Origin of the sequence: Prevotella merdae (assembly GCF_900290275.1) — a bacterium.
Taxonomy (GTDB): Bacteria; Bacteroidota; Bacteroidia; order Bacteroidales; family Bacteroidaceae; genus Prevotella; species Prevotella merdae.
In genome coordinates this window covers 1063420-1089559 of sequence record NZ_LT985324.1, presented here as the reverse complement: position 1 = coordinate 1089559, position 26140 = coordinate 1063420, and the positions used below count along the sequence as shown (strand labels likewise).

The 26140-nt window shown below is 37.0% G+C and carries 24 protein-coding genes and 1 pseudogene; all 25 read left to right on the top strand.

The features are described from left to right. Window positions 1-137: 137 nt before the first annotated feature. The 25 genes and pseudogenes from C9991_RS11090 to C9991_RS10975 all read left to right on the top strand — a co-directional run bounded on the left by C9991_RS11090 (window position 138) and on the right by C9991_RS10975 (window position 26079). Entirely contained in the window at window positions 138-1601 is a 1464-nt protein-coding gene (locus C9991_RS11090) for a lipopolysaccharide biosynthesis protein (protein ID WP_198643795.1), read from the top strand. Beyond that, the gene (locus C9991_RS11085; protein WP_106812564.1) at window positions 1592-2803 is read left to right on the top strand and encodes a Coenzyme F420 hydrogenase/dehydrogenase, beta subunit C-terminal domain; all 1212 of its coding nucleotides are present in this window, start codon (window positions 1592-1594) and stop codon (window positions 2801-2803) included. The genes C9991_RS11090 and C9991_RS11085 overlap by 10 nt, the downstream gene beginning before the upstream one ends. Beyond that, entirely contained in the window at window positions 2800-3912 is a 1113-nt protein-coding gene (locus C9991_RS11080; protein ID WP_106812563.1) for a polysaccharide pyruvyl transferase family protein, read from the top strand. Before C9991_RS11085 ends, C9991_RS11080 begins: the two co-directional genes overlap by 4 nt. After that, window positions 3905-5173, top strand: a complete 1269-nt coding sequence (locus tag C9991_RS11075) for a glycosyltransferase family 4 protein (RefSeq protein ID WP_157949451.1) — start codon at window positions 3905-3907, stop codon at window positions 5171-5173. The genes C9991_RS11080 and C9991_RS11075 overlap by 8 nt, the downstream gene beginning before the upstream one ends. Further along, window positions 5154-6353 carry an O-antigen ligase family protein gene (locus C9991_RS11070; protein ID WP_106812561.1) on the top strand — a complete coding sequence of 400 codons (1200 nt, stop codon included), beginning with the start codon at window positions 5154-5156 and terminating at the stop codon, window positions 6351-6353. Before C9991_RS11075 ends, C9991_RS11070 begins: the two co-directional genes overlap by 20 nt. Next, the gene (locus C9991_RS11065) at window positions 6353-7534 is read left to right on the top strand and encodes a glycosyltransferase (protein WP_106812560.1); all 1182 of its coding nucleotides are present in this window, start codon (window positions 6353-6355) and stop codon (window positions 7532-7534) included. Before C9991_RS11070 ends, C9991_RS11065 begins: the two co-directional genes overlap by 1 nt. Before the next feature lie 5 nt (window positions 7535-7539). Beyond that, a complete protein-coding gene (locus C9991_RS11060) occupies window positions 7540-8067 on the top strand; it encodes an acyltransferase (RefSeq protein WP_157949450.1) in 528 nt (175 codons plus the stop codon). After that, on the top strand, window positions 8064-9095 hold the full coding sequence (locus C9991_RS11055) for a glycosyltransferase family 2 protein (protein WP_106812558.1): 1032 nt from the start codon (window positions 8064-8066) through the stop codon (window positions 9093-9095). Before C9991_RS11060 ends, C9991_RS11055 begins: the two co-directional genes overlap by 4 nt. A 1-nt stretch (window position 9096) precedes the next feature. Beyond that, window positions 9097-9582, top strand: a complete 486-nt coding sequence (locus tag C9991_RS11050; protein WP_106812557.1) for a glycosyltransferase family 2 protein — start codon at window positions 9097-9099, stop codon at window positions 9580-9582. Continuing rightward, window positions 9572-10069, top strand: a complete 498-nt coding sequence (locus tag C9991_RS11045) for a hypothetical protein (RefSeq protein WP_106812556.1) — start codon at window positions 9572-9574, stop codon at window positions 10067-10069. Before C9991_RS11050 ends, C9991_RS11045 begins: the two co-directional genes overlap by 11 nt. Before the next feature lie 49 nt (window positions 10070-10118). Beyond that, window positions 10119-11087 carry a glycosyltransferase family 2 protein gene (locus C9991_RS11040; protein ID WP_106812555.1) on the top strand — a complete coding sequence of 323 codons (969 nt, stop codon included), beginning with the start codon at window positions 10119-10121 and terminating at the stop codon, window positions 11085-11087. Window positions 11088-11123: 36 nt separating this feature from the next. Further along, the gene (locus tag C9991_RS11035) at window positions 11124-12389 is read left to right on the top strand and encodes a TolB-like translocation protein (protein WP_106812554.1); all 1266 of its coding nucleotides are present in this window, start codon (window positions 11124-11126) and stop codon (window positions 12387-12389) included. 1 nt (window position 12390) lies between these two features. Beyond that, window positions 12391-13212, top strand: a complete 822-nt coding sequence (locus C9991_RS11030; protein WP_106812553.1) for a glycosyltransferase — start codon at window positions 12391-12393, stop codon at window positions 13210-13212. Window position 13213: 1 nt separating this feature from the next. Beyond that, window positions 13214-14299 (top strand): nucleotidyltransferase family protein, encoded by a 1086-nt coding sequence (locus C9991_RS11025; protein ID WP_106812552.1) that lies wholly within the window; start codon window positions 13214-13216, stop codon window positions 14297-14299. A 41-nt stretch (window positions 14300-14340) separates the two neighbouring features. Next, complete coding sequence (locus C9991_RS11020; RefSeq protein ID WP_106812551.1) at window positions 14341-15471, top strand: hypothetical protein; 1131 nt, start codon at window positions 14341-14343, stop codon at window positions 15469-15471. A gap of 38 nt (window positions 15472-15509) precedes the next feature. Continuing rightward, window positions 15510-16226, top strand: coding sequence for a sugar transferase (locus C9991_RS11015; protein ID WP_106812825.1), 717 nt, complete (start codon window positions 15510-15512; stop codon window positions 16224-16226). A gap of 328 nt (window positions 16227-16554) precedes the next feature. Next, complete coding sequence (locus tag C9991_RS11010; protein WP_106812550.1) at window positions 16555-17793, top strand: AAA family ATPase; 1239 nt, start codon at window positions 16555-16557, stop codon at window positions 17791-17793. Between the two features lie 62 nt (window positions 17794-17855). Then, a complete protein-coding gene (locus tag C9991_RS11005; RefSeq protein ID WP_198643793.1) occupies window positions 17856-18407 on the top strand; it encodes a retron system putative HNH endonuclease in 552 nt (183 codons plus the stop codon). A gap of 279 nt (window positions 18408-18686) precedes the next feature. Beyond that, window positions 18687-18932, top strand: coding sequence for a DUF3791 domain-containing protein (locus tag C9991_RS11000; protein ID WP_106812548.1), 246 nt, complete (start codon window positions 18687-18689; stop codon window positions 18930-18932). Then, the gene (locus tag C9991_RS10995) at window positions 18929-19228 is read left to right on the top strand and encodes a DUF3990 domain-containing protein (protein WP_106812547.1); all 300 of its coding nucleotides are present in this window, start codon (window positions 18929-18931) and stop codon (window positions 19226-19228) included. Before C9991_RS11000 ends, C9991_RS10995 begins: the two co-directional genes overlap by 4 nt. 261 nt (window positions 19229-19489) lie before the next feature. Continuing rightward, window positions 19490-20335: an Rpn family recombination-promoting nuclease/putative transposase gene (locus C9991_RS10990; RefSeq protein WP_106812546.1), complete on the top strand. Its 846-nt coding sequence runs from the start codon at window positions 19490-19492 to the stop codon at window positions 20333-20335. 28 nt (window positions 20336-20363) lie between these two features. Next, window positions 20364-20501, top strand: a complete 138-nt coding sequence (locus C9991_RS16905; protein ID WP_198643792.1) for a hypothetical protein — start codon at window positions 20364-20366, stop codon at window positions 20499-20501. A gap of 536 nt (window positions 20502-21037) precedes the next feature. Further along, window positions 21038-22336: a DegT/DnrJ/EryC1/StrS family aminotransferase gene (locus C9991_RS10985; protein ID WP_106812545.1), complete on the top strand. Its 1299-nt coding sequence runs from the start codon at window positions 21038-21040 to the stop codon at window positions 22334-22336. Window positions 22337-22514: 178 nt separating this feature from the next. Continuing rightward, window positions 22515-22586, top strand: a pseudogene (locus C9991_RS17360) (Rpn/YhgA-type helix-turn-helix domain-containing protein); the annotation flags it as partial. 841 nt (window positions 22587-23427) lie between these two features. Further along, window positions 23428-26079 (top strand): DEAD/DEAH box helicase, encoded by a 2652-nt coding sequence (locus C9991_RS10975; RefSeq protein ID WP_106812543.1) that lies wholly within the window; start codon window positions 23428-23430, stop codon window positions 26077-26079. The last annotated feature ends 61 nt before the right edge of the window (window positions 26080-26140 follow it).

Genomic DNA, 26140 nt, shown 5'->3' with positions numbered 1-26140 from the left:
GTGGGTACTGAAAAGTGCAAAAACTCTACAGAAAGCCCAAATTGACTGCCTACATAATCAAAAAAATGTCGCAAAATTCAAATAATAAACGTATAGCAAAGAACACAATGTTTATGTATATGAGGATGCTACTGATAATGGTAGTATCTTTGTTTACAAGTCGTGTGGTTTTGCATACTCTTGGTGAACAGGATTTTGGAACCTACAATATAGTTGGTGGTGTTGTCGTAATGTTTACTTTTATAAGTAGTGCGATGGCTACAGGTACGCAACGCCATTTGTCCTATGAGCTAGGTAAATCAGAAGGAAATGTTCCTGTAATTTTTTCAGCTTGTGTTAATATTCATGTGTGTTTGGCTTTTGTTATTTTAATTCTAGCTGAAACTATAGGGCTTTGGTTTGTCAATGTAAAAATGAATTTACCATTAGACCGTATGGACGTGATAAATTGGATATACCAATTTTCTATATTGTCATGTATGGTAAGTATAATACAGGTACCATTTACGGCAGCAATACTTTCACATGAAAGAATGTCGTTTTACGCGTATCTAAGCATATATGATGTACTTATGAAGTTGGGTATTCTTTATATCTTGATGACTTTGTTGGTTGACAAGTTGTTGCTGTATGCTATATTACTATTGGTTGTACAAATAACCACATTCACGATCTATATTATTTATTGTCGTGTTAAATTGAATGATATAAAATATGTAAGAATAAGAGATACTAAACTTTATAGAAAACTCCTCTCTTTTTCGGGTTGGGCCTTATTTGGTTCTTTTGCCAATGTGGGTTATCAACAAGGTGTAAACATAATTGTTAACTTGTTTTTTGGTGTTGCTCTTAATGCAGCAGTAGGAATTGCCAATCAGATAAATTCTGCTGTTATGCAGTTTGTTACTGGTTTTCAACAAGCATTGAATCCACAGCTAGTTCAGGCGGAGGCCGCAAAGGATAGAACACGTCAAATGGATCTAATTTTCAAGTCTTCAAAGTTTTCATTCTTAATAATGGTATGTATAACATATCCTTTACTTGTAAATCTTGATTATATTCTAAGACTTTGGTTGGGAAATTATCCTACATATACTAATGATATATGCTTGTTTATAATGCTCGGAGCATTACTTGAAACTATTTCTGGTCCTCTGTGGGTAACGATCTTTGCAACTGGTAAGATAAAAATTTATCAGATAATCATAAGTGCCATTCTTTTACTGAATCTTCCGCTTTCGTATATTGGAGGAAAACTAGGAATGCCACCTCATGGAATGTATTTAATAAGAATAGCCATTTTCATTATAGCGTTGGTGGTTAGATTGAATTTCCTTTCAAGATATATAAAGTTGAATAACAAGTTGTTTCTTAAATATGTAATTTTACCTCTATTTATAATTTTTGTAGTGTTATCTGGAATTTATATTACTGTCCAATTTTTCCAAATGCAGGCGAACTCATTTATGCAGTTCGTATATCAAACAATGATCCATTTAGTGATAGTATTAATTTGCATAATGGGAATAGGATTAACTCATGGAGAAAGGATATTTGTTGTTACTAAAGTTAAAAATTTAATTAAAAGTAAATGGAATTAATATGCTCACATGAAAAGTGCACGGGATGTCAAGCCTGTCGTATGGCATGTCCAAAACATTGTATTAGTATGAAGGAGGATGATAAGGGAAACATCTATCCTGCTGTTGATCAAACTCTATGCATTGATTGCAGACGATGTCAGAAAGTATGTCCTTCTCTGAATCCTCCTGTTTTTTCTAAGCAACCTCTAAAAGTCTATGCAGGATGGGTAAAGGATAAAAAAGCGCGTAAGTATAGCACTTCTGGAGGTATATCATACGTGCTGTCAAAGCATTTCCTTGAGAAAAAAGATGTCTTTTGTGGTGCATTATGGACAAATGATGGAGCTGTACATAAACTATCTTCTGATATTGCAGATATAAAAAAATATCAGGGATCTAAGTATTCACATAGTGATGTAAAGGATTGTTACAAGGAGATCCGTGAGGAGTTAAAATTAGGACGTCATGTGTTATTTACAGGTACACCATGTCAAGTTGCTGCTTTAAGAAAATACCTAAATAAGGAGTATGAAAATTTGTTTACCGTTGATATAATTTGTCATGGTGTTCCATCTCGTAGAATTTTGAGAGATCGCATTAAGGATATTGAGCAAGAACATGGGAAAAAGGTTGTTGAGATGCGTTTTCGTGATAAACAACCTGATCAGTTGCATACATGCTGTAAATACATTTTTGAGGATGGAACTTTTGTTCTTCATGAATATAGTAAAGACTTTTTTTCCCGTTCATTTGTAGATAATTATGCACTCAGAGAAAATTGTTTTAACTGTAATTATTCTCGTATACAGAGAGTGTCTGATATTACTATGGCCGATTTTTGGGGTTATCAACCGAAATCGCTTAAGTTTATTAAGTATGAGTTGGGCGTGTCTATTATAATCGTGAACAGTGAAAAGGGAGAGAGGTTGATAGATATGGTTAAAGATTCTATTGTTTATGAAGAAAGAGATTATCATGAATGTATAAACAGAAATATGTATAAACCCCAGTTGAAACCTGATGATTATGATTTATATTGGACGGACTATGAGCGAGGAAATATACCCAAAAGTGAGATACAAAGGAAGTATTTAACTTCTCCAACGCCTTTTCTTACGACGTGGAAATATGAAATGAGGAAATTCGTAAATGCTTTCTTTCCTGAGAATTTTATGAATAAAGTAAGAGCAATTTTAAAAATAATTAGAAAAATAAGATGATGAATATTCGACAGTTTATTTACAAATATTTATGGTGGACATATCGTCCGATTAAGAGTTTATATAAAGAATATAAAACCAAAAGATATAATCTGAGTGAAATAGAGAGAGTACGAGAAGAAAGTAAGGTATCCACAAAACGTATCTTCTATTTAGGTATTACAGAACAACCAAATCTTGGAGATATGGGACAACATTATTGCATAAAGAAATGGATAAAAGAAAACTATCCTGATTATGCAATGATTATGGTGGAAAGTAAGGTTATTACAAATCCTGCTACTACCAATGTCTTTTTTGATATGTTTAAGAGTGTTTTCAATGAAACGAATGACAGAATTGTTATTCAAAGTGGATATTGTACACAGGATTTGGGAGGCGATCATCCATTGATGCATCGTTTGGTATGTGAACAAATGAAGACTGCAAAAATACTTATGATGCCTCAGACCATCTACTTTCAGCATGAGGAAAATCGTAGAATCTGTTCAAGAAACCACAACCAAGCTAAAAATATGTTGTTCCTTGCTCGTGACCAATATTCCTATGAGCAAGCTAAAGAAATGTTTCCTGATATTCATGTAGAAGCTTTTCCCGATATCGTAACAACGCTTATTGGAACGTTGTCGTTTAATAATAAGCGTAATGGTGTGTGTCTTTGTACCCGAAACGACGGAGAGAAATTGTATAGTTATGAGGAAATAGAAACATTGAAAACTCGATTGGAATCAAATGGGATTTCTGTATTTTGTAAGGATACACAAGGTAAAAGTCCATTTAAAGAAATTCGAGCAAATTTGCGAAGTTTTATAGAAAGAGAAATAGAAAGTTATTCTCATTTTCAGGTTACAATAACTGATAGATACCATGGTACTATTTTCTCACTTTGTGCAGGAACTCCTGTAATTATAATTAAAACTACAGACCACAAAGTAACAACTGGTGCTGATTGGTTTAAGGGTGTATACGATGATTATGTTTATGTGGCAGAGGATCTTGATGATGCTTACCGCTTGTTTAATATTGTAATAAATAAAAAATTGACAAATCATCTTTCTCCTTATTTTAAGGTGAACTATTATGACAAACTAAAGAATTTATTTGAATAAAAAAAATAAAACTATGCGAGTGTTGTTTACTTCGCATTTGTTCTACGATGAGCCAGGTTATAGTGGTGGAAGTTGGATAAATGCATTAATGGATTTATTGAAGGATATTAAAGGTATAGATGTTGGTATTATATATCCATCCTACAGTAGAAATGAGCCTTATTGTGCAAATGGTATAAGTTATTTTCCTGTAAAAATAAGACTAAACCCGTTTATAAAGATAAAACACACTTTTTGCACTTCTGCCCAATTAGTGAAGGATGATAATACTGTAAAAAAGTATGTAGAATATTTCAAACCGGATATTATACAGATGTTTGGATTAGAGACCATCGTTTCGAGTATTGTGAAATGTATAACAACAGTTCCTGTTGTTGTACATATCCAAGGAATATGTGAACCATGTCTTAAGGCATGGTTTCCAAAAGGATTTACGAAATACAATGTATGGAATCGTTATCCATTCAAACAGAGATTATTAAGAAAAACAATTGTTGATAAGTACTATAGATTTAGAAATCTTACTAAGATAGAGAAAGATAATTATAGATGTTACCATTATTATTTGGGAAGGACGCAATGGGATAAGGATATGAGTCTTAAAAATTCCCCAAATCGTAAATATTATGTCTGTAATGAAGTAATCAGGTCTGATTTCTACGAGCAAACATGGCATAAAAGAGAAGGATTACGTTTGGTTTCTATAAACAATGGGGAGTTGTATAAAGGATTTGATACTATTCTTTTAGCAGCCCATAGTTTGACAAAGAAAGGTATCTCTTTTGTGTGGGATGTTTATGGTATTTCTGCCAATGCCCCTATCATAAAAATAGTAGAAGAAATTTTGGGATATAGTTTTAATGAAAACAATGTACGATTTAATGGAAAGAAAACAGCATCTGAACTTGCTAAGGAACTTTCAAGTGCTACATTTTATGTTCATCCATCGCATGTAGATAATAGCCCTAATTCCTTATGTGAAGCACAAATAGTAGGAACACCTACAGTTTCTACTTATATAGGAGGAATTCCATCACTCGTCAAAGATGGAGTTACTGGATATTTGTTTGATGATGGTGATTTTGAACAATTGAGCAACATTATTGCTGGTAAATATATGTTAGATGACGAGTTGACTAATATTTCATTGAAAGCTAAACATGTAGCTTCCTTGCGACATGATAGGAGTGGAATCGTTGAAAATTTATTAAAAACTTATCAAAAAATAATATTAGACTTTAATGAATACACTGACAAATAATATAAGACAGGCATTACTTGTAATTCTTTTCACAATGGCCCTTTTTGCAAGTTATCCATATGTGTTTAGTCAATTTATAGCAATGCCAAATCCCATTCTGTTGAATGGTACAATATTGTGTGCAACCTTTTTAATAGTCATCACTGCTGGAAAGAAATTTATTACGTTTCCACCAAAAATAAATAAAATTGTAATAATACAATTTGTAGGATATTTTCTACTTGGAATAATTCATAATGATAAGCTTGATTTTGTAAGGTGCTATTTTTTGATAATAGTTTATTTGCTTCTTTTATGTTTGTATAATGCTGGTACACTTCTTAAATATATTAAATTTAATAACTATTTGTTGTCGTTGCAATGCATTTTAGGAGTAGTTGCTTTTATTTTATTCTTCATTGGACAATTATCCCCTATTTTTCCTTTTGAGAATACAGATGGAAGAATAGCTTATTGTTATGGTCTGACTTGTTCAAATGCTGTTGTTGATAATGTTATAAGAGTTGCTGGTTATTTTGATGAGCCTGGATCATTAGCCTTTTGGGGTATTTATGCATTGATTTTAAATAAAACTTTTATAGAAAATAAAAAGGTAGAAGCAATATTAATATTTTGTTTATTGTTTACATTATCGGTTGCATATTATATTCAAGCTTTATTGTACGTATTATTGTATTATGGTTCAACAATAAAGAAAAATAAATTATATATAATATTTATAGTGACATTACTTGTCGGCTTTTTTGTATATGTAAATAATAATAGCGGGTCCACTCTTTATAAGTTAACAATAGGACGTTTTGAGGTTAATAAAGGTAGTGTGACAATAGAATCGGAACGTTCTTTGTTGGCCGAAAGAGCTAAAAGTGTTTTTGAAAGCAGTCCAGTTTTTGGAGTTGGGCAAACTAATATTAGAAGTGGTGAATATATGGGTGATAATGAATATGAATTATTAGCCTCTGACGGTATAGTCGGGATGTTTCTAATATATTTCCCACTTATTGTTGTTGCAAGAGGTCGGAAATCTCGTAAAAAGTTTTTGTTTGCTTCCACTATTCTTTTCGCAGGTTATCTTCAAAGACCTTTTCATTGCTCTGTTATTCATTTTGCTATGTTTTATATATATGTTATAACTGCAATACTATATTTTAATAATAAACTTTATATTCAAAACAGATAATGTACGATTTTATACTTTTTGAAACTCTGTATAATAGTATTAATCATTGTACAGATTTGTGTAATATAGCTCGTCTATTGCGTGATAGCGGTTATCATGTAGCGATTGCAGATGTTTTTCATGAGGCAGAATACTGTAAGGTGGAAGGTATTCCACATGTTAAAGTTAATGCAAAATGTAAGGCTTCGTTACGTCCCAGTTCAGCACGTACTTCTGTTGGACGCTATTATGAAAATCTAAAAAATAGATATATAATTGATAGGTATTTATGTAAAGTCATTGATGAATTGGCTCCTATTACAAAGTATCTTTATGCTGGTACAATGATGATAGGAATGCCGTTTATGTGGTTGAAGAAAATACCTAAAGACAAAACTGTTTTTTTCTGGGGTCTAAGAAGTTATTATTTAACGTATTACAAGAGATTGCATCTTAAATATGAGACATTCAGTTCAAAAATAATATCTAATTATTATCTACATAGTAGTAATGTTCGTTTGTTTGTATCTGATGAAATTATTAGGAAGGAATTTCTTGAGCTTGGTTTTCAATCATGGCAATTAGTTCTCAGGCCAGAGCGTGTGATAGATGAATATACTGGTAAGAGAGTAGGAAATGAGAAAAGAGAACAAGATGGAAAATGTAAAATATTGTGTATTGGCTCTTTACGGCCTCAAAAACGTGTAGATTTATGTATACAAGCTTTGAATGAGCTAGGTGATAAAGACATATTGTTTACAATTGCAGGAAAAGCTTCAGAAGAGCATGGTTATAGCAAACGAATTGCAGAATTGATAGATGGACATAATAATATTAAGCGTATAGATAGGCGTTTGTCAGATGAAGAGTATAATTTGCTTATAAATACATGTGAGTATCTTTTACTTTGTGACGAGAAACAGTTATCGTCAGTAACTAATGGTACAATGTCGGAAGCCCTTCTTGCAGGTAAGCCTATAATTGCGCCTGATTATGACCCTTATAAAACAATGGTTAATAAATATGGTGTAGGCATTTTGTATGACATTAAAAGTCCAGTTTCTATACAAAATGCTCTTGTTAAGGCAAAAAATACAGATCCTGTAATGTTTAAAAACGATATAAATCAATTTGTATCGACATTAGAGTATCCATGTGTTCTGAAAAAATTCAAATCAGAAATTGTTTTATCTTTAAAATGATAAATATGAAACAACTACAATATTTGTTTTTTAAACTTCTTTCAAAAGTATTTCATAATAATGAAATCAAGCATAATTTTCTGAGACGGCAAGGAATACAAATCGGTGGGGGGGGGAATATTGTTGCGAATATTTGTACCGCAGAAAGTTTCTTGATACGTATTGGAAATAATGTTACAGTTGCAGAAGACGTACAGTTTGTAACTCATGATAATAGTATAATGAAGGTGAGTCCTTCATGTTATAATTTATTTGGTTATGTTGTCATCGGAGATAACTGTTTTATTGGTCAAAGGTCTACTATTATGTATGGAGTTACCCTTGCCAATAACATTATAGTAGCTTCTGGTAGTGTTGTCTGCAATAGTTTTAATGAAGAACGGATTATTATAGGTGGTAATCCTGCTAAAAAGATAGGAACATGGGACTCATTTATAGCAAAATCTCAGGATATGGCAATGAGTCGCTATGAAGTAAAAGAAATGATGATAAAGCATCCTGAGAAGTTTGTCAAAAAAAAGATACGAAAATGAATAACCCACTAGTAAGTATTGTTGTCCCTATTTATAATATGGGTGATAAAATAGAATTGTGTGTTAAGTCGATACTTTGCCAAGACTATTCTAACTATGAAGTTATTTTAGTTGATGATGGCTCGCAAGATAATAGTCTTGAAGTATGCAATAGAATTGCATCGACATCACAAATCGTAAAAGTTGTACATACAGAGAACCGTGGATCTGGTCCTGCTCGCAATTCTGGTATTGATTGTGCAAAAGGAAAGTATATATATTTTCCTGATGCAGATGATTATATTGAACCGAATACATTAACAATTCTTGTTAGGTCTATACAGGAGAAGGAGGCTGATTTGGTTGTTTTTGGATTTCGAAATGTCAATACTAAAGGTATCACAACATCTGTTAAACAATATCCGGACTTATTTAAAGACGGAAGTGAAATACGAGCGGATTATAAAGATTATATGACAACGATGTCCAAATATGGAATACAGGGTGCTCCTTGGAATAAATTCTTTGATTTGGACGTTATTCGTAAAAATGATGTTAGATATCCTTCATTGAGACGCCATCAAGATGAAGGCTTTATAGGACGTTATATGTGTTATGTTAAACGTGTGCACTTTATAAGTGATGTACTTTATACATACTATACAAATGACTTAACGCTTGAATGGAAGAAATATCCAGTGGACTATATTGATGCAGTTATAGGTTTGAATGAAGTGCGTAAGGAAACAATCTTGACATGGAATAAAAATGATAAGATAACACATGAGCTTATATCAAAAGAATATATCTGTAATGTTATAAAGTCATTGGAGTTGTCTTTCTCTCCTAAAATGAATTTTGACAGGAAACAAAGAAAAAAATGGTTAAGTCAAGCAATTGATAAGACAGGTATACGCCATGTTGCAGAACCAAGCATATTGCGTCCTTATCAAAGAATAATGATGGCTATAATAAAACGTATGCCTTTGCCAATATTATATTTGGCATTATATGGAAAAGTTTCTATAGAATTAAAAAAGAAAAAATAAAATGGCTCCTACTATTTCAGTAATTGTCCCCGTATATAACGCTGAGAATTATGTTGGTCGTTGTATTGAGAGCGTGCAAGCTCAGACATACAATAATTGGCAGATGATTCTCGTTGACGATGGGTCTAAAGACAAAAGTCTGGAGATTTGTCAGAAATATGCAGATGTGGACGACCGTATCAGTGTGATACACCAAGAAAATGCAGGGCCTGGTATTGCCCGTAATACGGGAATAGCAAAGGCTTCGGGTAATTATGTTGTTTTCATCGATTCAGATGACTATATAGAAAAGGATTATTTTCAACTCCTTTCGAAGCATGATGAAGATGTTGTTTTTATCAACGTTCGTGACGTTGATGAGGATGGACGTGTGCTTAAGGAGGATTTTATGGCTAAGAACAAAAATCTCTCAATAGAGACAATTTTGCGTCGTCAGATGACAGGCAAAATTGATTGGGGGGGGGGTAAGAAAGGCCTTGAAAATTAATATTTTACGAGAAAATAATGTAAAGTATACAAAACATAAAATCGGCGAGGAAGCACTGTACAGTTTTCAAGTATTGTGGTATGCAAAGTCTGTAGCGTTCATTGATAAGCCTCTTTATAACTATGTGCAAAGAGGTGACAGCCAGTCTCATTTAAAGGTGGATGATCCTTGGGGAGGAGTGGCTTTAGCAATGAAAGATAAAGTACAGGAAATGGATTTGTATCCTAAGTTCGCTAACACCATCAATGCTTTTCTTCTCACGGCATCAGCAGTTTCTGCCAATTGTCTTGCCAATAACTATCCGTTTTCTTCATATCTTACCGAAGTAAAGAGATGTAGAAGACGCTTGAGCGAGGTAATAGACAAAAAATATCCAATAGATAAAAACAATATGAGTGGCAAGGCCCGCATTGTGGGATGGTTGCTGCAACACGGTTTTTATTTATTGATTTGGGTATTGGCAAAGCTTAAGGCTATGAGAAAGTAACCATACAAAGCTGTGCTTCCAGTCGTATCTTTTTTTCAAAATTGGAAGTATGGCAAAATATTCTATCATTACTCCTCAGTTCAACTCATTTGAACTGATGGACAAATATTTTGATTCTTTGTTGAATCAGACGGTAAAGGACTTTGAAGTGGTCATTGTTGATGACTGTTCTACAGACGGATCTTGGAAGAAATTGCAAGAGTATGTTAGGCAATGTCCTTTACAGATAACCCTTCTTCAAGCCGAGAAAAATAGCGGACCTGGTAATGCACGTAATATGGGCATTGAGGCTGCCAAAGGCGAGTGGATAACATTTGTGGATAATGACGATTGGGTGGCAAGAGATTTTCTTGAGAAGATAGATGCAGTTATCTTAAGGGAAAATGTCAATTGCGTAATCTATGACTATTATGCTTGGTTAGATGGAAATACAAGTATATCAAGATCTATGTATATTAATAAGAGAGGTAGGAAATCTGTTTCCGACTGTATGATTTCGGTACGAAATCATACATTCGGAAAGTTTTACAAACTTTCCGAATGTCAGCATGTACGTTTTCCGAAAATTCGTAGATGTGAAGATGTGGCATACGTCTGTCAGGCCATTGCTGCATGTGGCAATGCTTACTATTTGAACGAACCTCTTTATTTCTATCGCCAACGTCCTACGTCTTTGTCTAACAATGCAAAAATGGACCATAGTGATATGGTAAATGCTTTTGCAATACTTGAGGATAAGTTCTTGAAGAAGTATCCTCTTGAGATGAAGAATAAGTCGGTAACAGACATTCTGTATGGTGCTCTTTTGATGATGTGTAAGTCTGGAAAGGATAATACTACAATACTTAATTATATAAAAGAGTACGAGAAGAAGTATCCAGAGTGGTGGAAGTGTGAGATTATAAAATATCTTGGCAAGCCTAAAATGGCATTCTTGAAATTTGCCCAGTGGCATTTTGTGCCAGGAATTAAATTGATAGCATACTTACATTCGCAGATGATAAAGAAGGGTGCATAAAAAGGAACGTCTAATTGAATAAAAGAAGTCAAAACAATGAGTTTAGAGCAGAAAGTAAACTACCAGTTGAACAAAGTTCCTGGTGTTAAGAAATATATCAAGCGTGCATACCAGTTGGGTTGTTATGCTGTGAGTAAGAAGATAAAGTCGGAGGGCAACATTGTGAAGGTGTCGCCTGACGACCCTTCGCATGAGTATTTCTTTGGTTACTACGACAAGTCGCCATGGGATGCCACTATGCGATATATGATTTGCATGAGGGCTAAGGACACTTGGAGTGAGCCAGACCCTTTGGGTACAGCAGATATCCTGCTTATTGACACTAAGAATGGCAATAATGTAAAGCATATAGCAACTACGCATACCTGGAATGTGCAACAAGGATGTATGGCACAATGGTTGGGACCTGATTTCAAGTCTCGCATATTGTATAATGATATGCGTGAGGGTAAGTATTGCTCTGTGATACTTAACGTGGAGACGATGGAAGAGAGAGTTCTGCCAATGCCTTGTTATACTGTTTCTGCCGATGGCAAGACAGGTTTGAGCTTGGATTTCTCTCGCCTGCATAGTCTGCGATTGGGTTATGGATATGCCGGACTGCCAGAGAAGACAAAGGGCATAGCTTTGCCTAATGCTACTGCCGTATGGAAGATAGACATTGAAACGGGAAAGGCAACAGACTTGTTGAAATATACAGACTTTGCAAACTTTGAGCCTCGCCACGAAATGAAGGAGGAGGGAAGTGTGCATAAGGTGAACCATTTGATGCTTTCGCCAAACGGTAAGCGATTTATGGTGTTGTATCGTTGGTTCTGTGGTCAAAGAAAGTATACCCGTTTGGTAACATGTAATGTCGATGGCTCAGACATGTATGTATTGAGCGACGACGACATGGTGAGCCATTGCTATTGGAAGAATGACGAGGAAATAATTGCTTTTGAAAGAAAAAAGGAATTTGGTCCTGGCTATTATCTGATGAAAGACAAGAGCCAAGAATGGACCCATATCTGGCCTCAGTTAAGCAATGACGGTCATCCGAGTTATTGTCCTACCGACAACAATCTTGTAGTGTTTGACACCTATCCAAGCCGTTCGCGTATTCAGGAGGTTAAGATAGGACTTGATACGGACACGAAGGGAGAGAGTGTAATGGTGTTGGCAAAGGTGTTCTCTCCATTCAAGTATGATAATGACACTCGATGTGACCTTCATCCTCGTTGGCGACAAGACGGAAAGGCTATATGCTTTGACAGTGTCTTTGAAGGACATAGAGGATTATATTATGTAAAATTAGATTAAGATGAAAAAAATAGCAGTAATATTACCTGTATACAAGAACGATAAAGTTCAGTATATTAAACTGTCGTTTGACAGTATTCTAAATCAGACATACAAGGACATTCACCTCTTTATTGGGGTGGATGGTCCTGTAGGCAAGGATTTGGAAGAGTGTTTGAAAAAGTATGAGCAGGATGAACGCGTGACCGTGGAATGGTTTAAAGAAAACCGCGGTCTTGCCATTGTGTTGAACGATTTGCTTGACATCTGTTTTAAGGAGGGTTATGAGTATATAGCCCGAATGGATGCCGATGACATCTCGATGCCTGAGCGTTTTGAAAGGCAGATGGCTTATCTGCAACAACATCCCGAAATAGATGTTGTGGGTGGAGCGATAGAGGAGATTGACGAGAACAGCGAGAGTAGGGGAAAGACAATCGTTTATCCGTTGACATCGGATGATTGCTATAATTTCTTTGCCCGCAGAAATCCTCATGCCCATCCTGCTGTGATGTTCCGCAAGAGCTTCTTTGACAAGGCTGGATGTAAGTATCGCCCTGAGTACAGACAGAACCAGGATACTATGCTTTGGCTTGACGGCATGAAGGCTGGTACAAAACATGCCAACTTGCCGGATGTAGTGTTGCGTTTCCGTTTCACCAACTCATTGTTCAAGAAGCGTCGTAATGGTTGGGCTTTTGCAAAGAAACAATTGCACGATCGTAAAATCATCAACAAGACTCTTGGATATGGCTTCGGAGCAACAGTATTTGGATATATGATGTTCTGCATGTTGGTTTCGCCACCGTGGGTAAAGAAGATTGCCTATAAAATTTTTAGATAAGATGTTGGAATTTGAATTTGTACAAATTGCAATTGGTAATAAGGATAAGTTTTTAGGTTGCCCCTCAGATGAAGAGTGGAGACGACTCTTTTATTTCGCACAAAAGCAATCATTGGTTGGTTTCCTTTTCTGTGCCATTGAAAGACTGCCCAATGAGCAACGTCCTAAGAGGGATTTACTCTTAAAGTGGTATGCTATGGCAGAAAAAATAAAACGAACTAATGCCAAATTGAATATGCGTTGTGCAGAGTTAACCACCATCTTGAAAGAAGGCGGCTTTAAAGGATGCGTGCTTAAAGGCCAAGGCGTGGCTTTGCTTTATCCCAAGCCAGAGTATCGTCAGAGCGGGGATATTGATATGTGGGTCGGAACATCAGATGGTGAGCTTGCTTCTATTGCTTCTGTTGTGTCTTATGCAAAGCACAGAGGTGTTAGTGTGTCGCATATTGATATCAAACATGCTGATATGCGGTTCTTCAATGATGCGCAAGTAGAAATTCATTTTAAGCCAAGTTATTCTTATAATTTTATTTATGACCATCGTCTGACTTCCTGGTTTGGATTAAAGGCGAAGGAGCAATTTGAAAACTTTGATTCTGCAGAAGGTTTTGCTTATCCAACTATTTCATTTAATCTTGTTTATTCTTTGTTGCATATCTACCGTCATCTTTTTTCTGAGGGTATAGGTTTAAGGCAAATGTTGGACTATTACTATATATTGACAAATAGTACAACGGATGAGAGAAAGCGTGCGTATAAAACCATTTGTCGTTTTGGCATGAAAGATTTTGCAGGTGCGGCAATGTTTGTTTTGCAAGAGGTTTTGGGATTGAAGGGTGAATATTTGCTTTGTGAATCGTCAAGAAAGTCTGGACTTTTCCTATTGAAGGAGATACTATTGGCAGGTAACTTCGGACAATATGACAACCGCATAACAAGGATAAACAAAGAGAAACGAATAAAGAGAGGGTTTGCTCAATTTGCAAGAAACCTTCGTTTTGTTCGCTATTATCCACAGGAAGTATTGCTCTCGCCAATATGGAAGTGTTGGCATTATGGGTGGAGGAAGAAGCATGGGTATTTGTAGTGAATAATAAATTGAAATGCTAATCATATAAACAATATAGAATGAATAAGTCTGATATTTTTTGGCAAACATATTTGAATCTCGAAAAAGAAATGATAGAAGTGTCAAGATACATCTTTATTACAGATGAGATAACTGTGCGACATAATGGTACGGAAACAACGCAATCCTATGAAGCACAACTGAACACTTTTTCCCCACATTTGGCAGACTTATTAGTGCGTATTTGCGTTCAAATAGAGGCAATCTCAAAAGAATTGTATCATGCTAATGGTGGCACAAAAGAGCGGGGTGATAAAGCACTGTTTTTTGATGAGGACTGCTTGAAACTAATTGATATAAAGTGGGAAACTCATAACAAAAAGGTTTTAGTTGTTGCGCCTTTCTTCAATCTTACGAAAGATGAAAATAGAGTGTTGAGACCATTAAAAGAAGCTCATAAAAGAGGAGGAACATATTGGGGTAAGGCATATCAAGCAGTAAAACATGATAGGTTTGCTTCTCTAAAGCATGGTAATGTAAAAGCTGTATTGCATGCTTTGGCTGCTTTATATTTATTAAATGTATATTATAGGAACGACTCGTGGGTTATACCTTATAAGGATTTACGTAAGACAGATTATAGTTTAAACTCTTCAATATTTGCAGTGAATCCACCAATAGTAGAACAACTATGGTATGGCAATAAACCAAAACAAAGTGATAGCCCTTATGTTGTAAGATATAAAGCAGAAGACTATAAACGTATAGAAGAAATGCAAAAGTCTGATGCTGATGCTTTAAATAATTATTGGCGCCAACAGCCAGAATTACAAGATACAGAATTTATATCGATACTTTTAGAAGAACAAGAGAAGCAAAGACAAAATCCCACATATAGGGTGATGTATATATGGGAACTCGCAAAGTTCAGACTGAAGAAAATGCTTCCTTCAACAATGCCTTTTGAAGAAAGGAAACGTCAATTGATAAACTGTGAGGCTTGGAATTGCAGGATTAGTCAAAATAATAAACATTTATCTATTGATGAAATAACAGAAGACAATATTGAAAAAGAAATAGAAAATGTAGGAACTCTTTGGGGAATGGACATCGAAAAAAGATACAATACCTTTAAATGGATTTTCTTAGCTACGAATGAAGCTATGTGTGAGGTATCAATTCCTCAATGAAACGATGGATTAATTTGGAAACAATATATTTAGATAAAATGATATTCAAAAGACTCTTTGACATTGTTGCATCCCTATTGGGACTGCTTTTGATTTGGTGGATATTCCCCATAGTAGCGTTTTTAATCCATAAGAAGATGCCAGGTGGTCCGGCTTTCTTCTGTCAGAAGAGAGTTGGAAAGGATGGCAAGTTGTTTACTTGTCATAAGTTCCGTTCGATGACGGTGAAGCATTCTGGCTCTTCTGTTTCGGTGGCTGGCGATAGTCGTATCACTCCGTTTGGTGCTAAGCTAAGACATTATAAGATTGATGAGTTGCCTGAGCTGTGGGATGTATTGATTGGTAATATGAGTTTTGTGGGTCCTCGTCCTGATGTGCCTGGTTATGCGGATAAACTGCAAGGTGATGATAGGGATGTACTGAAGTTGCGTCCTGGCATTACTGGTCCTGCTACTCTGAAGTATAGACTGGAGGACGAAATGATTTCGGACTTTATGAAGGACTTTAGAAACATGAATTACCATGAATTGACCACGAATTATCCGCAGATTAAAATATCAGATAAGGAATATGCTGAGCTGATAGTGAAGAGTGATCAGGAAGTTGCTGTGTGGTATAACGATAACGTGATTTATCCTGATAAAGTGCGCCTGAACTGTCATTACTATCGATACTACTCGTTCTGGAAGGATATTGAAATGATATTCGCAACAGTACTTGGGTTTAAGGTGAAGTTTGCGGGGGAAGAAGTGTAGGGAATTAGGAATTATGAGTTAGGAGTTTTGAATTTTGAGTTAGGAGTTTCTATGAATTAGGAGTTTCTATGAATTAGGAGTTTTGAATTTTGAGTTAGGAGTTGTTCTCGGCTTCGTCTGCGATTTGGAATTGAACAATTTTGAATTGTTATGGAACACGAATTACCAGAAATTATCCATAAATTTACCACGAATCTTGTTTAGTTCAACATATATTTTTATCTTTGCATAAAATAGGCTGCACCTCGGCATAACATTCAATCAAGCTTGATGTTCTGCTCTCGGTTTGCACTATCCTTGCATAATATAATATAAATGGTTTTAAGTAATGAAAATAAAAGATATACATATACAAAACTTTCGCGGTATTGAAAATCTAAGTATTGCAGATGCCGACCCTCATATGAATTTGATTGTAGGTATCAATGGAGCAGGTAAAACGAGTGTGCTTGATGCTTTGGCAATGTTATTGTCATGGTTTATAGCACGTATGCGTTCTTCTAATGCAAAAGGATTATTACCAAATAATTTGGATATCAGGATAGGTAGCAAAGAGCCATGTTTTTTGTCTATAGATACTGAGAACGGTGTAAGTTGGGGTTTAGGGAAGAAGAAGGCTTACACGGTTCGCAAAAGACAAACAGCTTATAAGACGGATTTGAGCGAAATGTCTGTTTTGGCTGATGAGATTGTTGAGAATGCAGAACATGGAGGTAATGTGCCAGTCTTGATGTATTACCCCGTAGAAAGGGCCATCGCTTCTGTTCCTGTCAACTTGCATAAAGCGGAAACTAATATATGGGATGTATATAAGGATGCGTTGTCGGGTAATTCTAATTTCAGATCGTTCTTTGAATGGTACAGGCGTCAGGAGGATATCGAAAATGAAATGATTAGAGATGATGCGTCTTATAGAGACCATAGTTTGAATGCTGTAAGAAAGGCTATTTCTGCTTTCTTTCCAAACTTTAGTGAGATGCGTGTTCGTCGTAGACCGTACCAAGCAATGATTATTAAGAAAGGTGAGCAAGTTATAGAGTTTTCACAATTGTCGCAGGGAGAAAAGTGCTATCTGTCCTTGGTGAGTGATATTGCAAGACGCTTGGCTATAGCTAATCCTGGAATGGATGATCCTCTTGAGGGTGAAGGAATTATTCTGATTGATGAAGTTGATTTACATCTCCATCCCAAATGGCAAATGGAAATTGTGTATAAATTGACAAGCATCTTTAAAAATTGCCAATTCTTCATTTCAACTCATTCGCCTTTAGTCCTTTCGGATATAAGAAAATATCAAGTTATTGCTGTTGATAACGGGAAAAAAATAGATGTGGCTTTCGACCCTTATGGCAAACCTGTCAGCAGTATTATGAACAATTTCTTTGATATGCCATATCTGAGGAATGTGACTGTGGCTAAAGATATAGAGAAAGCATATACTGCTATCAGAATGGGGAATGCAGAACGGTTCAATGAACTCTTCGGAAAACTTATGCAGATCATAGGTCCTGCAGATTCTGATATGGTTAGACTAATGGTTGAAGCTAAAAGGAACGGTTTAAGATGAGACACATATGTAAAAGTACAGTTCCCAAATCACTTGATGATTTCAAGGAGCAGAAGCACACTATGTGGAAAGAAATCCATGATGAGCATAATAAACATGTATATGATGATTGCTTGACCCAATGTGAATTGGATCAAGGCGAATTATGTGGATATACCGAAATACCTCTTAGTAGCGGAAAGAAACATATAGACCACTATGTTAAGCGGGACATCGACCCTAATTTAACATTCTCTTGGACAAATATGATAGCTGCGGTTAAAGATTATCGTTTTGGTGCAGATTGGAAAGATGATCATATAAAGAAGAGTGATTATGATTCTTCCAAAAAGAGATATAAAAATATACTTGATCCGGTAGTTGATGATTTCACGGGTAGGTTCAAGTTTTATACTGACGGTTTTATGGAACCATCTGATTGTAATGACACATTAGCAGAAAATACAATAACAATGTTTAATCTGAATGATGAAACATTGAAAAACCGTAGAGCGAATAGTATGACTTTAGCTCGAAGTATGTTTGAGGGTGGTATGGACAAAGATGAAATTTTGCATTTCCTTGCTTCTGATGGTTTTATAAGTTCAGTTGAATATGAACTCTCTCAAGTGTAATATTAACAATATCTAAATTTTTATCCCCATACGAGTGGCGGCATATGCGCAGAGCGATACTGCGGTGAGGAACAAAAATAAATTTTGAATGTTGAATTAGGAGTTAGGAGTTGTTCTCGGCTTCGCCTGCGATTTGGAATTGAACAATTAGGAATTTGCTTATAATTCTTGCTTTGGTAAGTGTCTTTACGGGCTGAGCGCAACATTCCTTCTAAATCAAAAGATTATTGTAAGAATACTTGTAAGTGTCGGGGAAATGACGTAAATTTGCGTTTGAAGATGAACATAAGTAGTTTGTCCAAATATGATATGATAGCCGATAAGATAGAATATATAATCATGCTCATAAAACTGTTTGCGCGTCATTTCGGTTTGAGCTATATGCAGGCTTTCCGATATGTTAGTCTGCACGATGGAATAGAGTATGCAGAGAGACATTATAGCATTTTGCATACTCTGTCGTTTGAGGAACAAGTAGAAGGACTTGCTGCCTTTTGCCGTAAAAAAGGAGGATTGCTGACATGAAACTATATCATGGGTCTAATGTAAAGGTTGAGAATATTAACCTTAGTATGTCGCGTCCTGCAAAGGACTTTGGACGTGCTTTCTATCTTGAGTGTATGGAGCGTGACTTAGCAACTATTCTCGTAGAAAAGAGAGGGCTGACAATTCGTCAGGCTCTTAGTATCTTATATGATTCTGACACTTATCGCTTATTGCAGAATCCTAATACGGGGCTGTATTTTCAGTCTCCTCAGTATGTATACTCGTATTTGCAAGAGGAGATTGAACAAGGAAAATTTGGCAACGTTGAATGTTGAGTTATGCGCTGGGCGCAATGTTGAATGGTTGCCTTTGGCAATATTGAATGTTGTAATAGGCTTTGCCGCTTGCCAGAGCAAGAATGTTGAGTTTTTCAGTCGTGAATTATCGTGAATTGACCATGAATCTTGTTTAGTTCAACATATATTTTTATCTTTGCATAAAATAGGCTGCACCTCGGCAAAACATTCAAACAAGCTTGATGTTCTGCTCTCGGTTTGCACTATCTTTGCATTAGATAATTCCTAAACATTAACGTTATGCGACACACAGAAGAACGATATATAAGTTTACTTACCGATTTTGGTTTCAAGCGAATTTTTGGCACCAAACCCAATAAGGATTTGCTTATTGACTTTCTCAACTCTTTATTTAATGGTGAACAGGTTGTGAAAGACGTAACGTTTCTTAATAGCGAGCATGTGGGCGATGTACATACCGATCGTAAAGCGATATTCGATGTGTATTGCGAGAACGAGAAAGGCGAGAAATTTATTGTAGAGATGCAGAATGCATATCAAACATATTTCAAGGATCGCTCGTTGTATTATGCCACATTCCCCATTCGTGAGCAGGCTCAAAAAGGGGAAGGATGGAACTATAAGCTCAAGCATGTTTATGTAGTGGCGCTGCTCAACTACGATATGAGCGACCCTGCCTTTTCTGATGATACTATAAACCATGACATTGGTTTGCTTGACAAGCAGACACACCGAGTGTTCAACGATAAACTTACATTTAAATATGTGGAAATATCCAAGTTCAACAAGAGGATAGAAGAACTTAAGACCAACTATGACAAGTGGCTCTTTATTCTTAAAAACCTCTCGCGTCTTGACCGCCAGCCTGAATATTTGCAAACAGCTGTATTTAACCGATTGTTTGCTGAAGCCGAAATTGCCAAGTTTACAAGGGCTGAACTCAGGGAATACGAGGATAGCCTTAAGGCTTATCGCGACATAAAGAATTCTTTGGATAGTGCAGAAGAAAAAGGAGAACGTAAAAAAGCTATAGAGATAGCGAAAAATCTTCTTGAAATGGGAATGTCTATTGACAATATAATGAAAGCAACGGGGCTTTCACAGAAAGAGATTGATATGCTTTAAGCTTTTACAGTGTTAATACTTAACACTCATGATGTTAGAGGAAAAACAGAAGGCTTATGTTAAGGATAGCTTGACAAGAGCTATAAGTGAAATGAAGGTTGCAAAGATTGAAGGTAGAAAACTTCAAAGTGTTGACGACTTTATCAATGAAATGAGAGGCGTGTGATATTATAGCCTTAAGGCTTATCGAGACATAAAGAATTCTTTGGATAGTGCAGAAGAAAAAGGAGAATGTAAAAAAGCTATAGAGATAGCGAGGGTAATTTTGCCATCGACTTAAAAAAAACATAAGACAACGCCAAAGGATAAGCTTTATACTCTTCTTCCTGAATTTTGGGAAGATGATGAATAATAAAATGAATTTATAATTTAGTCAAATTAAGGTATAACCTCCACTGGCATTAGCTGGTGGAGGGCTAAAACTCATATGCGTATCGGAAATATGAGGGGATACCGAATACTTACGTTACGCTGTGCGCAATGTTGAATTTTGAGTGTTGAGTTTTGAATGGTCGGCTTTGCCGATGTTGAATTATTCAATTTTGAATTGTTTTTTATCAATTCATATTTTTTTAAGGCAATTGCCTTTTTTTATGATATAGTGGGTATGGCGGAGTCGCCATACCCTGTTGTGCATGTATATACTGTACATGCATTATAGTGACGTAAATACCAAATTTTTAAATATATAAATTTTTAATTATGGAAAGAAAAACGATTTATCTGTGTCTTGCTCATATGAGTGAGGCTGGTTTGGAACAGAAATACGTTAAGGAGGCTTTCGACACCAATTGGGTGGTGCCGATGGGTCCAAACGTAAATGCTTTCGAGAAAGACCTAAAGAAGTTTGTCTGTAGTCAAACTTCCAATGAGGAATTAGGAGTTAGGAATGTTGAATTAGAGCGTGAGGTGGTTTGCTTGAGCGCTGGTACTGCTGCTGTTCACTTGGCACTGATTGGATGTGGTGTTAAGGCTGGTGACGAGGTGCTGGTGCAGAGCTTTACGTTCTGTGCTTCAAGTCATCCTATCACTTATCTTGGTGCAAAGCCTGTGTTTGTAGGTTCAGAGGGAGAGACATGGAATATGGATCCTGCTTTGCTGGAGAAGGCTATCATTGACCGTAAAGAGAAGACGGGCAAGTTGCCTAAGGCTATAGTGCCTGTAGCTCTGTATGGTATGCCTTACCGTATTGACGAGATTATGGCTATTGCCGACAAGTATGGCATTCCAGTGGTGGAGGATGCTGCCGAGGGTATGGGCTCGCGCTTTGATGGACAAGTGTTGGGTACATTCGGCAAGTATGGTGTGCTGTCGTTTAATGGCAACAAGATGATTACTACTTCTGGTGGTGGTGCTTTGATTTGCCGTAATGCTGAGGATGCCAATGAGGTGATGTGGTATGCCACACAGGCTCGCGACGCTTATCCTTACTATCAGCATACGGCTATCGGCTACAACTATCGTATGTCGAACGTGTGTGCGGGAATCGGTCGCGGTCAGATGACTGTGCTTAACGACCATATCGCTCATCACAAGCATGTGCAGAAGCTCTATGAGGAACTGTTGAAGGATGTTCCTGGAGTACATATCCACAAACAGCCAACAGACCCACGCTATGACGCAAACTTCTGGCTTTGCGCTGCCACTTTGGATGCAGATGTGAAGATTCAAGGTCAGGAGAACGCTTACAAGGAAGTGATTAAGACTGCCGTAGGTGGAGCTGCTGGTGTAATCCATGCCGTTGATTCAGCAACAACCGACTGTCAGCCTAACGAAAATGTAGAGGCATTGCGTGTGTTCATGCTGGGCAAGAAGATTGAGTGTCGCCCGGTATGGAAGCCTATGCACAAACAACCCGTGTATGAGGGTGCTTCTGTATATACCAATGGGGTAGAGGAGGAACTGTTTAAGGTTGGCTTCTGTCTGCCAGCAGGTCCGTATGTTACGGATGATGATGTGAAGTATATCGTAGAGAGCATTAAGGAAGCGATTGTAAGATAAGCAATTGGTTGATGAGCGATTAATGGACGTAATGTGCTGGCTGCATATATGTCTGTTAATTGCTCATTCGTATAAAAACTATACGCATAATGAGATACTTTATAGAAGCAATTTGGAATTTGCTCTCATCGAATGCCATCACGACTCGGCAAACTTTAAACAAGTTTGAAATCTTCTTGAAATGGGAATGTCTATCGACAATATAATGAAAGCAACAGGCCTTTCACAGAAAGAAATAGCTAACCATTAAGTTTTCAAAGACAATTCAAATTCTCCTCATCCGAGTGGCGGCATAGTGCAGAGCGATACTGCAATGGGGTTCTAATCTTTTATTTTTTTTATTTATTATATAGACACTTGCATAGGTGTCTATAAAGTTGGTGTTCCATTTATCCAACTATGTTTCTGAATTCAAAAAGAAACACGCAGATAGGCAGTACAATATCTATGTGCATGATATGGATGTTGATATGGAGAAATTCAAAGAAGACTATGAGAATTATGATTATCTCCAAAAGCATCTAATCGCAGAAGTCTATTTCGATACTGATGAAGTTTTGTTCAATAGTGAATACCGAAAAATATAGTAAAAAATTGGAGAGCCTTTACTCTGACTCTCCAATATACCTAATGAGCAATATTTATTAAGTTACATCCCAATGCGGTTTGAATGCGAGCAATGGTTTGTGTGGTGAAGTTGTGGCGACATTGCTGCAAGGCAATCACGGAAAAGTTTATTCTGTACCATAATTACTAAATTTCAAAGGTTGCACTTTCTATATCGGTTATCATATTCTTCTCAATGGTAATAACACCATTCTTTTGCGCAAAAATACATAAAGAAATTAAAGACTGTTCACTTTTAAGTGAATATTTTGGATGGTTTAACAAGGGGAACATTGTATGAACACAAATACAGATTTTGATAAGATAGATAAGGTACTCTCGAAGAATGGTGGAGGCTTGTTTTGCACATGTTGGTGTGTGCAGATGAGGTGATCAAGGACGGCATCAAGAAAATGATTGCTGAGTATCCAGACAAATACTATGTGAAAAACTACTTGGGTAATGTGTTATAAATAGGTGTTTGAATGAAAGAAATCAAGCTATTTGATTACCAAGAGGATATGAAGGAACGGATAGAGAAGGCTTTTGAGTCTCATCAATCCGTTATGGTTCAGATGCCTACTGGAACAGGAAAAACGATACTTCTTGCAGAAGTAGTGAAAAGTGAAAAGTTAAAAGGGAAAAATCCAGATGGAGAGAAAAGTGAAAAGTTAAAATGGAAAAATCCATGTGTGTGGATTGTGGTGCATCGGCGTGAATTGGTGGAACAGATAAAGGAAACACTTGCAAAGCAATTGGATTCTTCACTTTTCACTCTTCCCTTTTCACTTAACCCATTGGATTCTTCACTTTTCACTCTTCACTCTTCACTTATCAAAGTTTTCTCTATACAGTGGCTATCGAAGCATTATCATGAATTGGAGGAGAAGCCTTCGCTCATCATAATTGACGAGGCGCATCATGCCGTGGCGAAGACTTATAAGGAGGTGATGGATGCTTATCCTGAGGCAAAGAAGTTGGGACTGACTGCCACGCCTTGCCGACTGACTAAACGAGGGTTCACCGATTTGTTTGATGTGCTGCTGCAGTCGTGGTCGGTAAAGAAGTTTATTGCCGATGGGTGGCTATCGTTGTATGACTATATGTCCATAAGAGAGGATAGTGAGGATTGGCACTTGGTGAACTCGCTGAAGAAACGTGGTGCCGACGGAGACTTCTCGCTGAGAGAGATGAGCGAGAAGCTGAATGTGCAGCCAAGCATCGAGAGGCTTTGCGATACGGTGATAAGATATGCAGCTAACAAGAAAGGCATTACTTACGCCATAGACATAGCTCATGCGGAGCATATAGCGGAAGCGTACAGACAGCATGGAATAAAAGCAGTGGCGATAAGCAGCAAGACATCGATTGAAGAAAGAAAGAAAATCATTGAAAGGTTTAAGAAAACAAGTGTAGGAGATCGTTATGGTAATTCTTGCTATGCCTCTTTGGAACAGACTAACGACATACAAGTGTTGGTGAATGTGGACTTGTTTGGTGAAGGTTTTGACTGTCCCGATGTAGAGTTCATTCAGTTGGCGAGACCCACACTGTCGTTGGCAAAATACCTGCAGCAAGTAGGACGTGGCATGCGTGTGTTTGAGGGCAAGAAGTATTGCTTGATATTAGACAATGTCGGACTGTACCGTTTGTTTGGTCTGCCGTCAGATGACAGAGACTGGCAAGCCATGTTTGAGGGACGTATCGCTGGTAAAGGCATTCTGACAGGGGAAGTGGAAGGACAGTATAACATAGCCTATTCTGTTTGCAACGAACAAGAGAGAATCACTTCGGACGCACGAACAGAGTTGATTACCGTTATGACACATGAGGGGCAACGTATGGACTTGGAGGAAGCATACGGCTACGAGATAGTTGGCAACAAGGAAGGGTTGTCGGGTGTTGTGGATAAGGACGATAAGGAAGTGCTACCCTGTGAATATAATAAGGTAGAACTGAAAGCATACGGAATAGCCAAGCTGTACTCTCGACGGAAGATAGACAGAGAACGTCCATGGATGGACTTGCGTAATGGAGTTAGATTCTTCAAGCGACCGAGAATAGAAAAGCATGGTTTTATGGAGTTCTCTACTACAGACGGACTGCGCCTCTATCCGAGAGTAAAGACACGTAAGATGGACGAGAACTGTTTTGTATTGCGGAATGCGTTGGGCAATGGGACCGACGAAGGGCTGCGGTTCCGCAATTTCTTTGTGCAGCCATCAGAGCCAGACAGACTATACATGTTTAAGGAGAAAATAGAAGACCTTTCGATTTGGGAAGACGAACAAGGAGGTTTGGCTTGGCGCAAGGCTTGGGATAGTATGTTGCATCCTATGACAGCTGAAGAATTAGCGGAAAGGAGAAACACATGGAAAGAAGAGGTCAAGCAATTTGAAGGGGAAAAGAAACAATATATAAGGTTTTTCAGACCAGAAATAAAAATAGACCACATCGAAGGCAAGACACAGTTGGCTGATTATAAAGAACCTGCCAATCTGAGAGTCAATTGCGTCACGAAGAACAATTACCAAGTATACTATAGAAGACATTGTATGGATAAATGGGAGTCATTAGGCAGTTATGCCAAGATATATCCTCAGGCATACGGTATAAGAGTAGTGCAAAGCAGAGAAGGTAAATACCTTGTACGCACCGAACTGTACAAACCAATGGAAATGCCAGAACAGACGTATGAATTTGCAGAGCTGCAGGACAACACTCTGCTTCATTTCATGGAGCAAGGCAAGGAATACTGGGTATATTTGGAGAATATGACATGTTTTACCCGAGAACCAGAATTTGTCACCATTGGTTTCATGGATTTCTTGAAGATTGGTGGAGTGTATATGAGATGTGGAAGAAACAATGGTGAAACCTACAGAAGAGCAGAGATAAGGATGTACGATGACATTTGCTTCTTGGGATTAAGAGAAGTGTTCGTCAAGACTGCATATAGACAACACCATTATTACATACAGCAACGGTCGTTGGACGGCAAACATTTTGTGCTGAGTGATAGTATGAAACCAAAAGAATCGTCAACATGGTTTGATATGTACTACGACGGGAAGAATACGCCGATAGTAGAAAGACGAAAGAAGGACTATGAGATATACGGAGTGAAGACAAGATAACGATAGATTTTCATTACGGCAGAATTGTGCTTGCCGTGGCCGTAGAGAACATAGGAGGGTA

Bases quoted from the DNA above. Each gene is read 5' to 3' on its own strand.
- C9991_RS11060 (WP_157949450.1), top strand. From the start codon at position 7,540: ATGAAACAACTACAATATTTGTTTTTTAAACTTCTTTCAAAAGTATTT.
- C9991_RS11085 (WP_106812564.1), top strand. From the start codon at position 1,592: ATGGAATTAATATGCTCACATGAAAAGTGCACGGGATGTCAAGCCTGT.
- C9991_RS11050 (WP_106812557.1), top strand. From the start codon at position 9,097: ATGGCTCCTACTATTTCAGTAATTGTCCCCGTATATAACGCTGAGAAT.
- C9991_RS10995 (WP_106812547.1), top strand. From the start codon at position 18,929: ATGAAACTATATCATGGGTCTAATGTAAAGGTTGAGAATATTAACCTT.
- C9991_RS11030 (WP_106812553.1), top strand. From the start codon at position 12,391: ATGAAAAAAATAGCAGTAATATTACCTGTATACAAGAACGATAAAGTT.
- C9991_RS10985 (WP_106812545.1), top strand. From the start codon at position 21,038: ATGGAAAGAAAAACGATTTATCTGTGTCTTGCTCATATGAGTGAGGCT.
- C9991_RS11005 (WP_198643793.1), top strand. From the start codon at position 17,856: ATGTGGAAAGAAATCCATGATGAGCATAATAAACATGTATATGATGAT.
- C9991_RS11015 (WP_106812825.1), top strand. From the start codon at position 15,510: ATGATATTCAAAAGACTCTTTGACATTGTTGCATCCCTATTGGGACTG.
- C9991_RS11065 (WP_106812560.1), top strand. From the start codon at position 6,353: ATGTACGATTTTATACTTTTTGAAACTCTGTATAATAGTATTAATCAT.
- C9991_RS11020 (WP_106812551.1), top strand. From the start codon at position 14,341: ATGAATAAGTCTGATATTTTTTGGCAAACATATTTGAATCTCGAAAAA.
- C9991_RS11040 (WP_106812555.1), top strand. From the start codon at position 10,119: ATGGCAAAATATTCTATCATTACTCCTCAGTTCAACTCATTTGAACTG.
- C9991_RS11090 (WP_198643795.1), top strand. From the start codon at position 138: ATGGTAGTATCTTTGTTTACAAGTCGTGTGGTTTTGCATACTCTTGGT.
- C9991_RS11010 (WP_106812550.1), top strand. From the start codon at position 16,555: ATGAAAATAAAAGATATACATATACAAAACTTTCGCGGTATTGAAAAT.
- C9991_RS11000 (WP_106812548.1), top strand. From the start codon at position 18,687: ATGAACATAAGTAGTTTGTCCAAATATGATATGATAGCCGATAAGATA.
- C9991_RS10975 (WP_106812543.1), top strand. From the start codon at position 23,428: ATGAAAGAAATCAAGCTATTTGATTACCAAGAGGATATGAAGGAACGG.
- C9991_RS11055 (WP_106812558.1), top strand. From the start codon at position 8,064: ATGAATAACCCACTAGTAAGTATTGTTGTCCCTATTTATAATATGGGT.
- C9991_RS16905 (WP_198643792.1), top strand. From the start codon at position 20,364: ATGATGTTAGAGGAAAAACAGAAGGCTTATGTTAAGGATAGCTTGACA.
- C9991_RS11025 (WP_106812552.1), top strand. From the start codon at position 13,214: ATGTTGGAATTTGAATTTGTACAAATTGCAATTGGTAATAAGGATAAG.
- C9991_RS10990 (WP_106812546.1), top strand. From the start codon at position 19,490: ATGCGACACACAGAAGAACGATATATAAGTTTACTTACCGATTTTGGT.
- C9991_RS11035 (WP_106812554.1), top strand. From the start codon at position 11,124: ATGAGTTTAGAGCAGAAAGTAAACTACCAGTTGAACAAAGTTCCTGGT.
- C9991_RS11080 (WP_106812563.1), top strand. From the start codon at position 2,800: ATGATGAATATTCGACAGTTTATTTACAAATATTTATGGTGGACATAT.
- C9991_RS11070 (WP_106812561.1), top strand. From the start codon at position 5,154: ATGAATACACTGACAAATAATATAAGACAGGCATTACTTGTAATTCTT.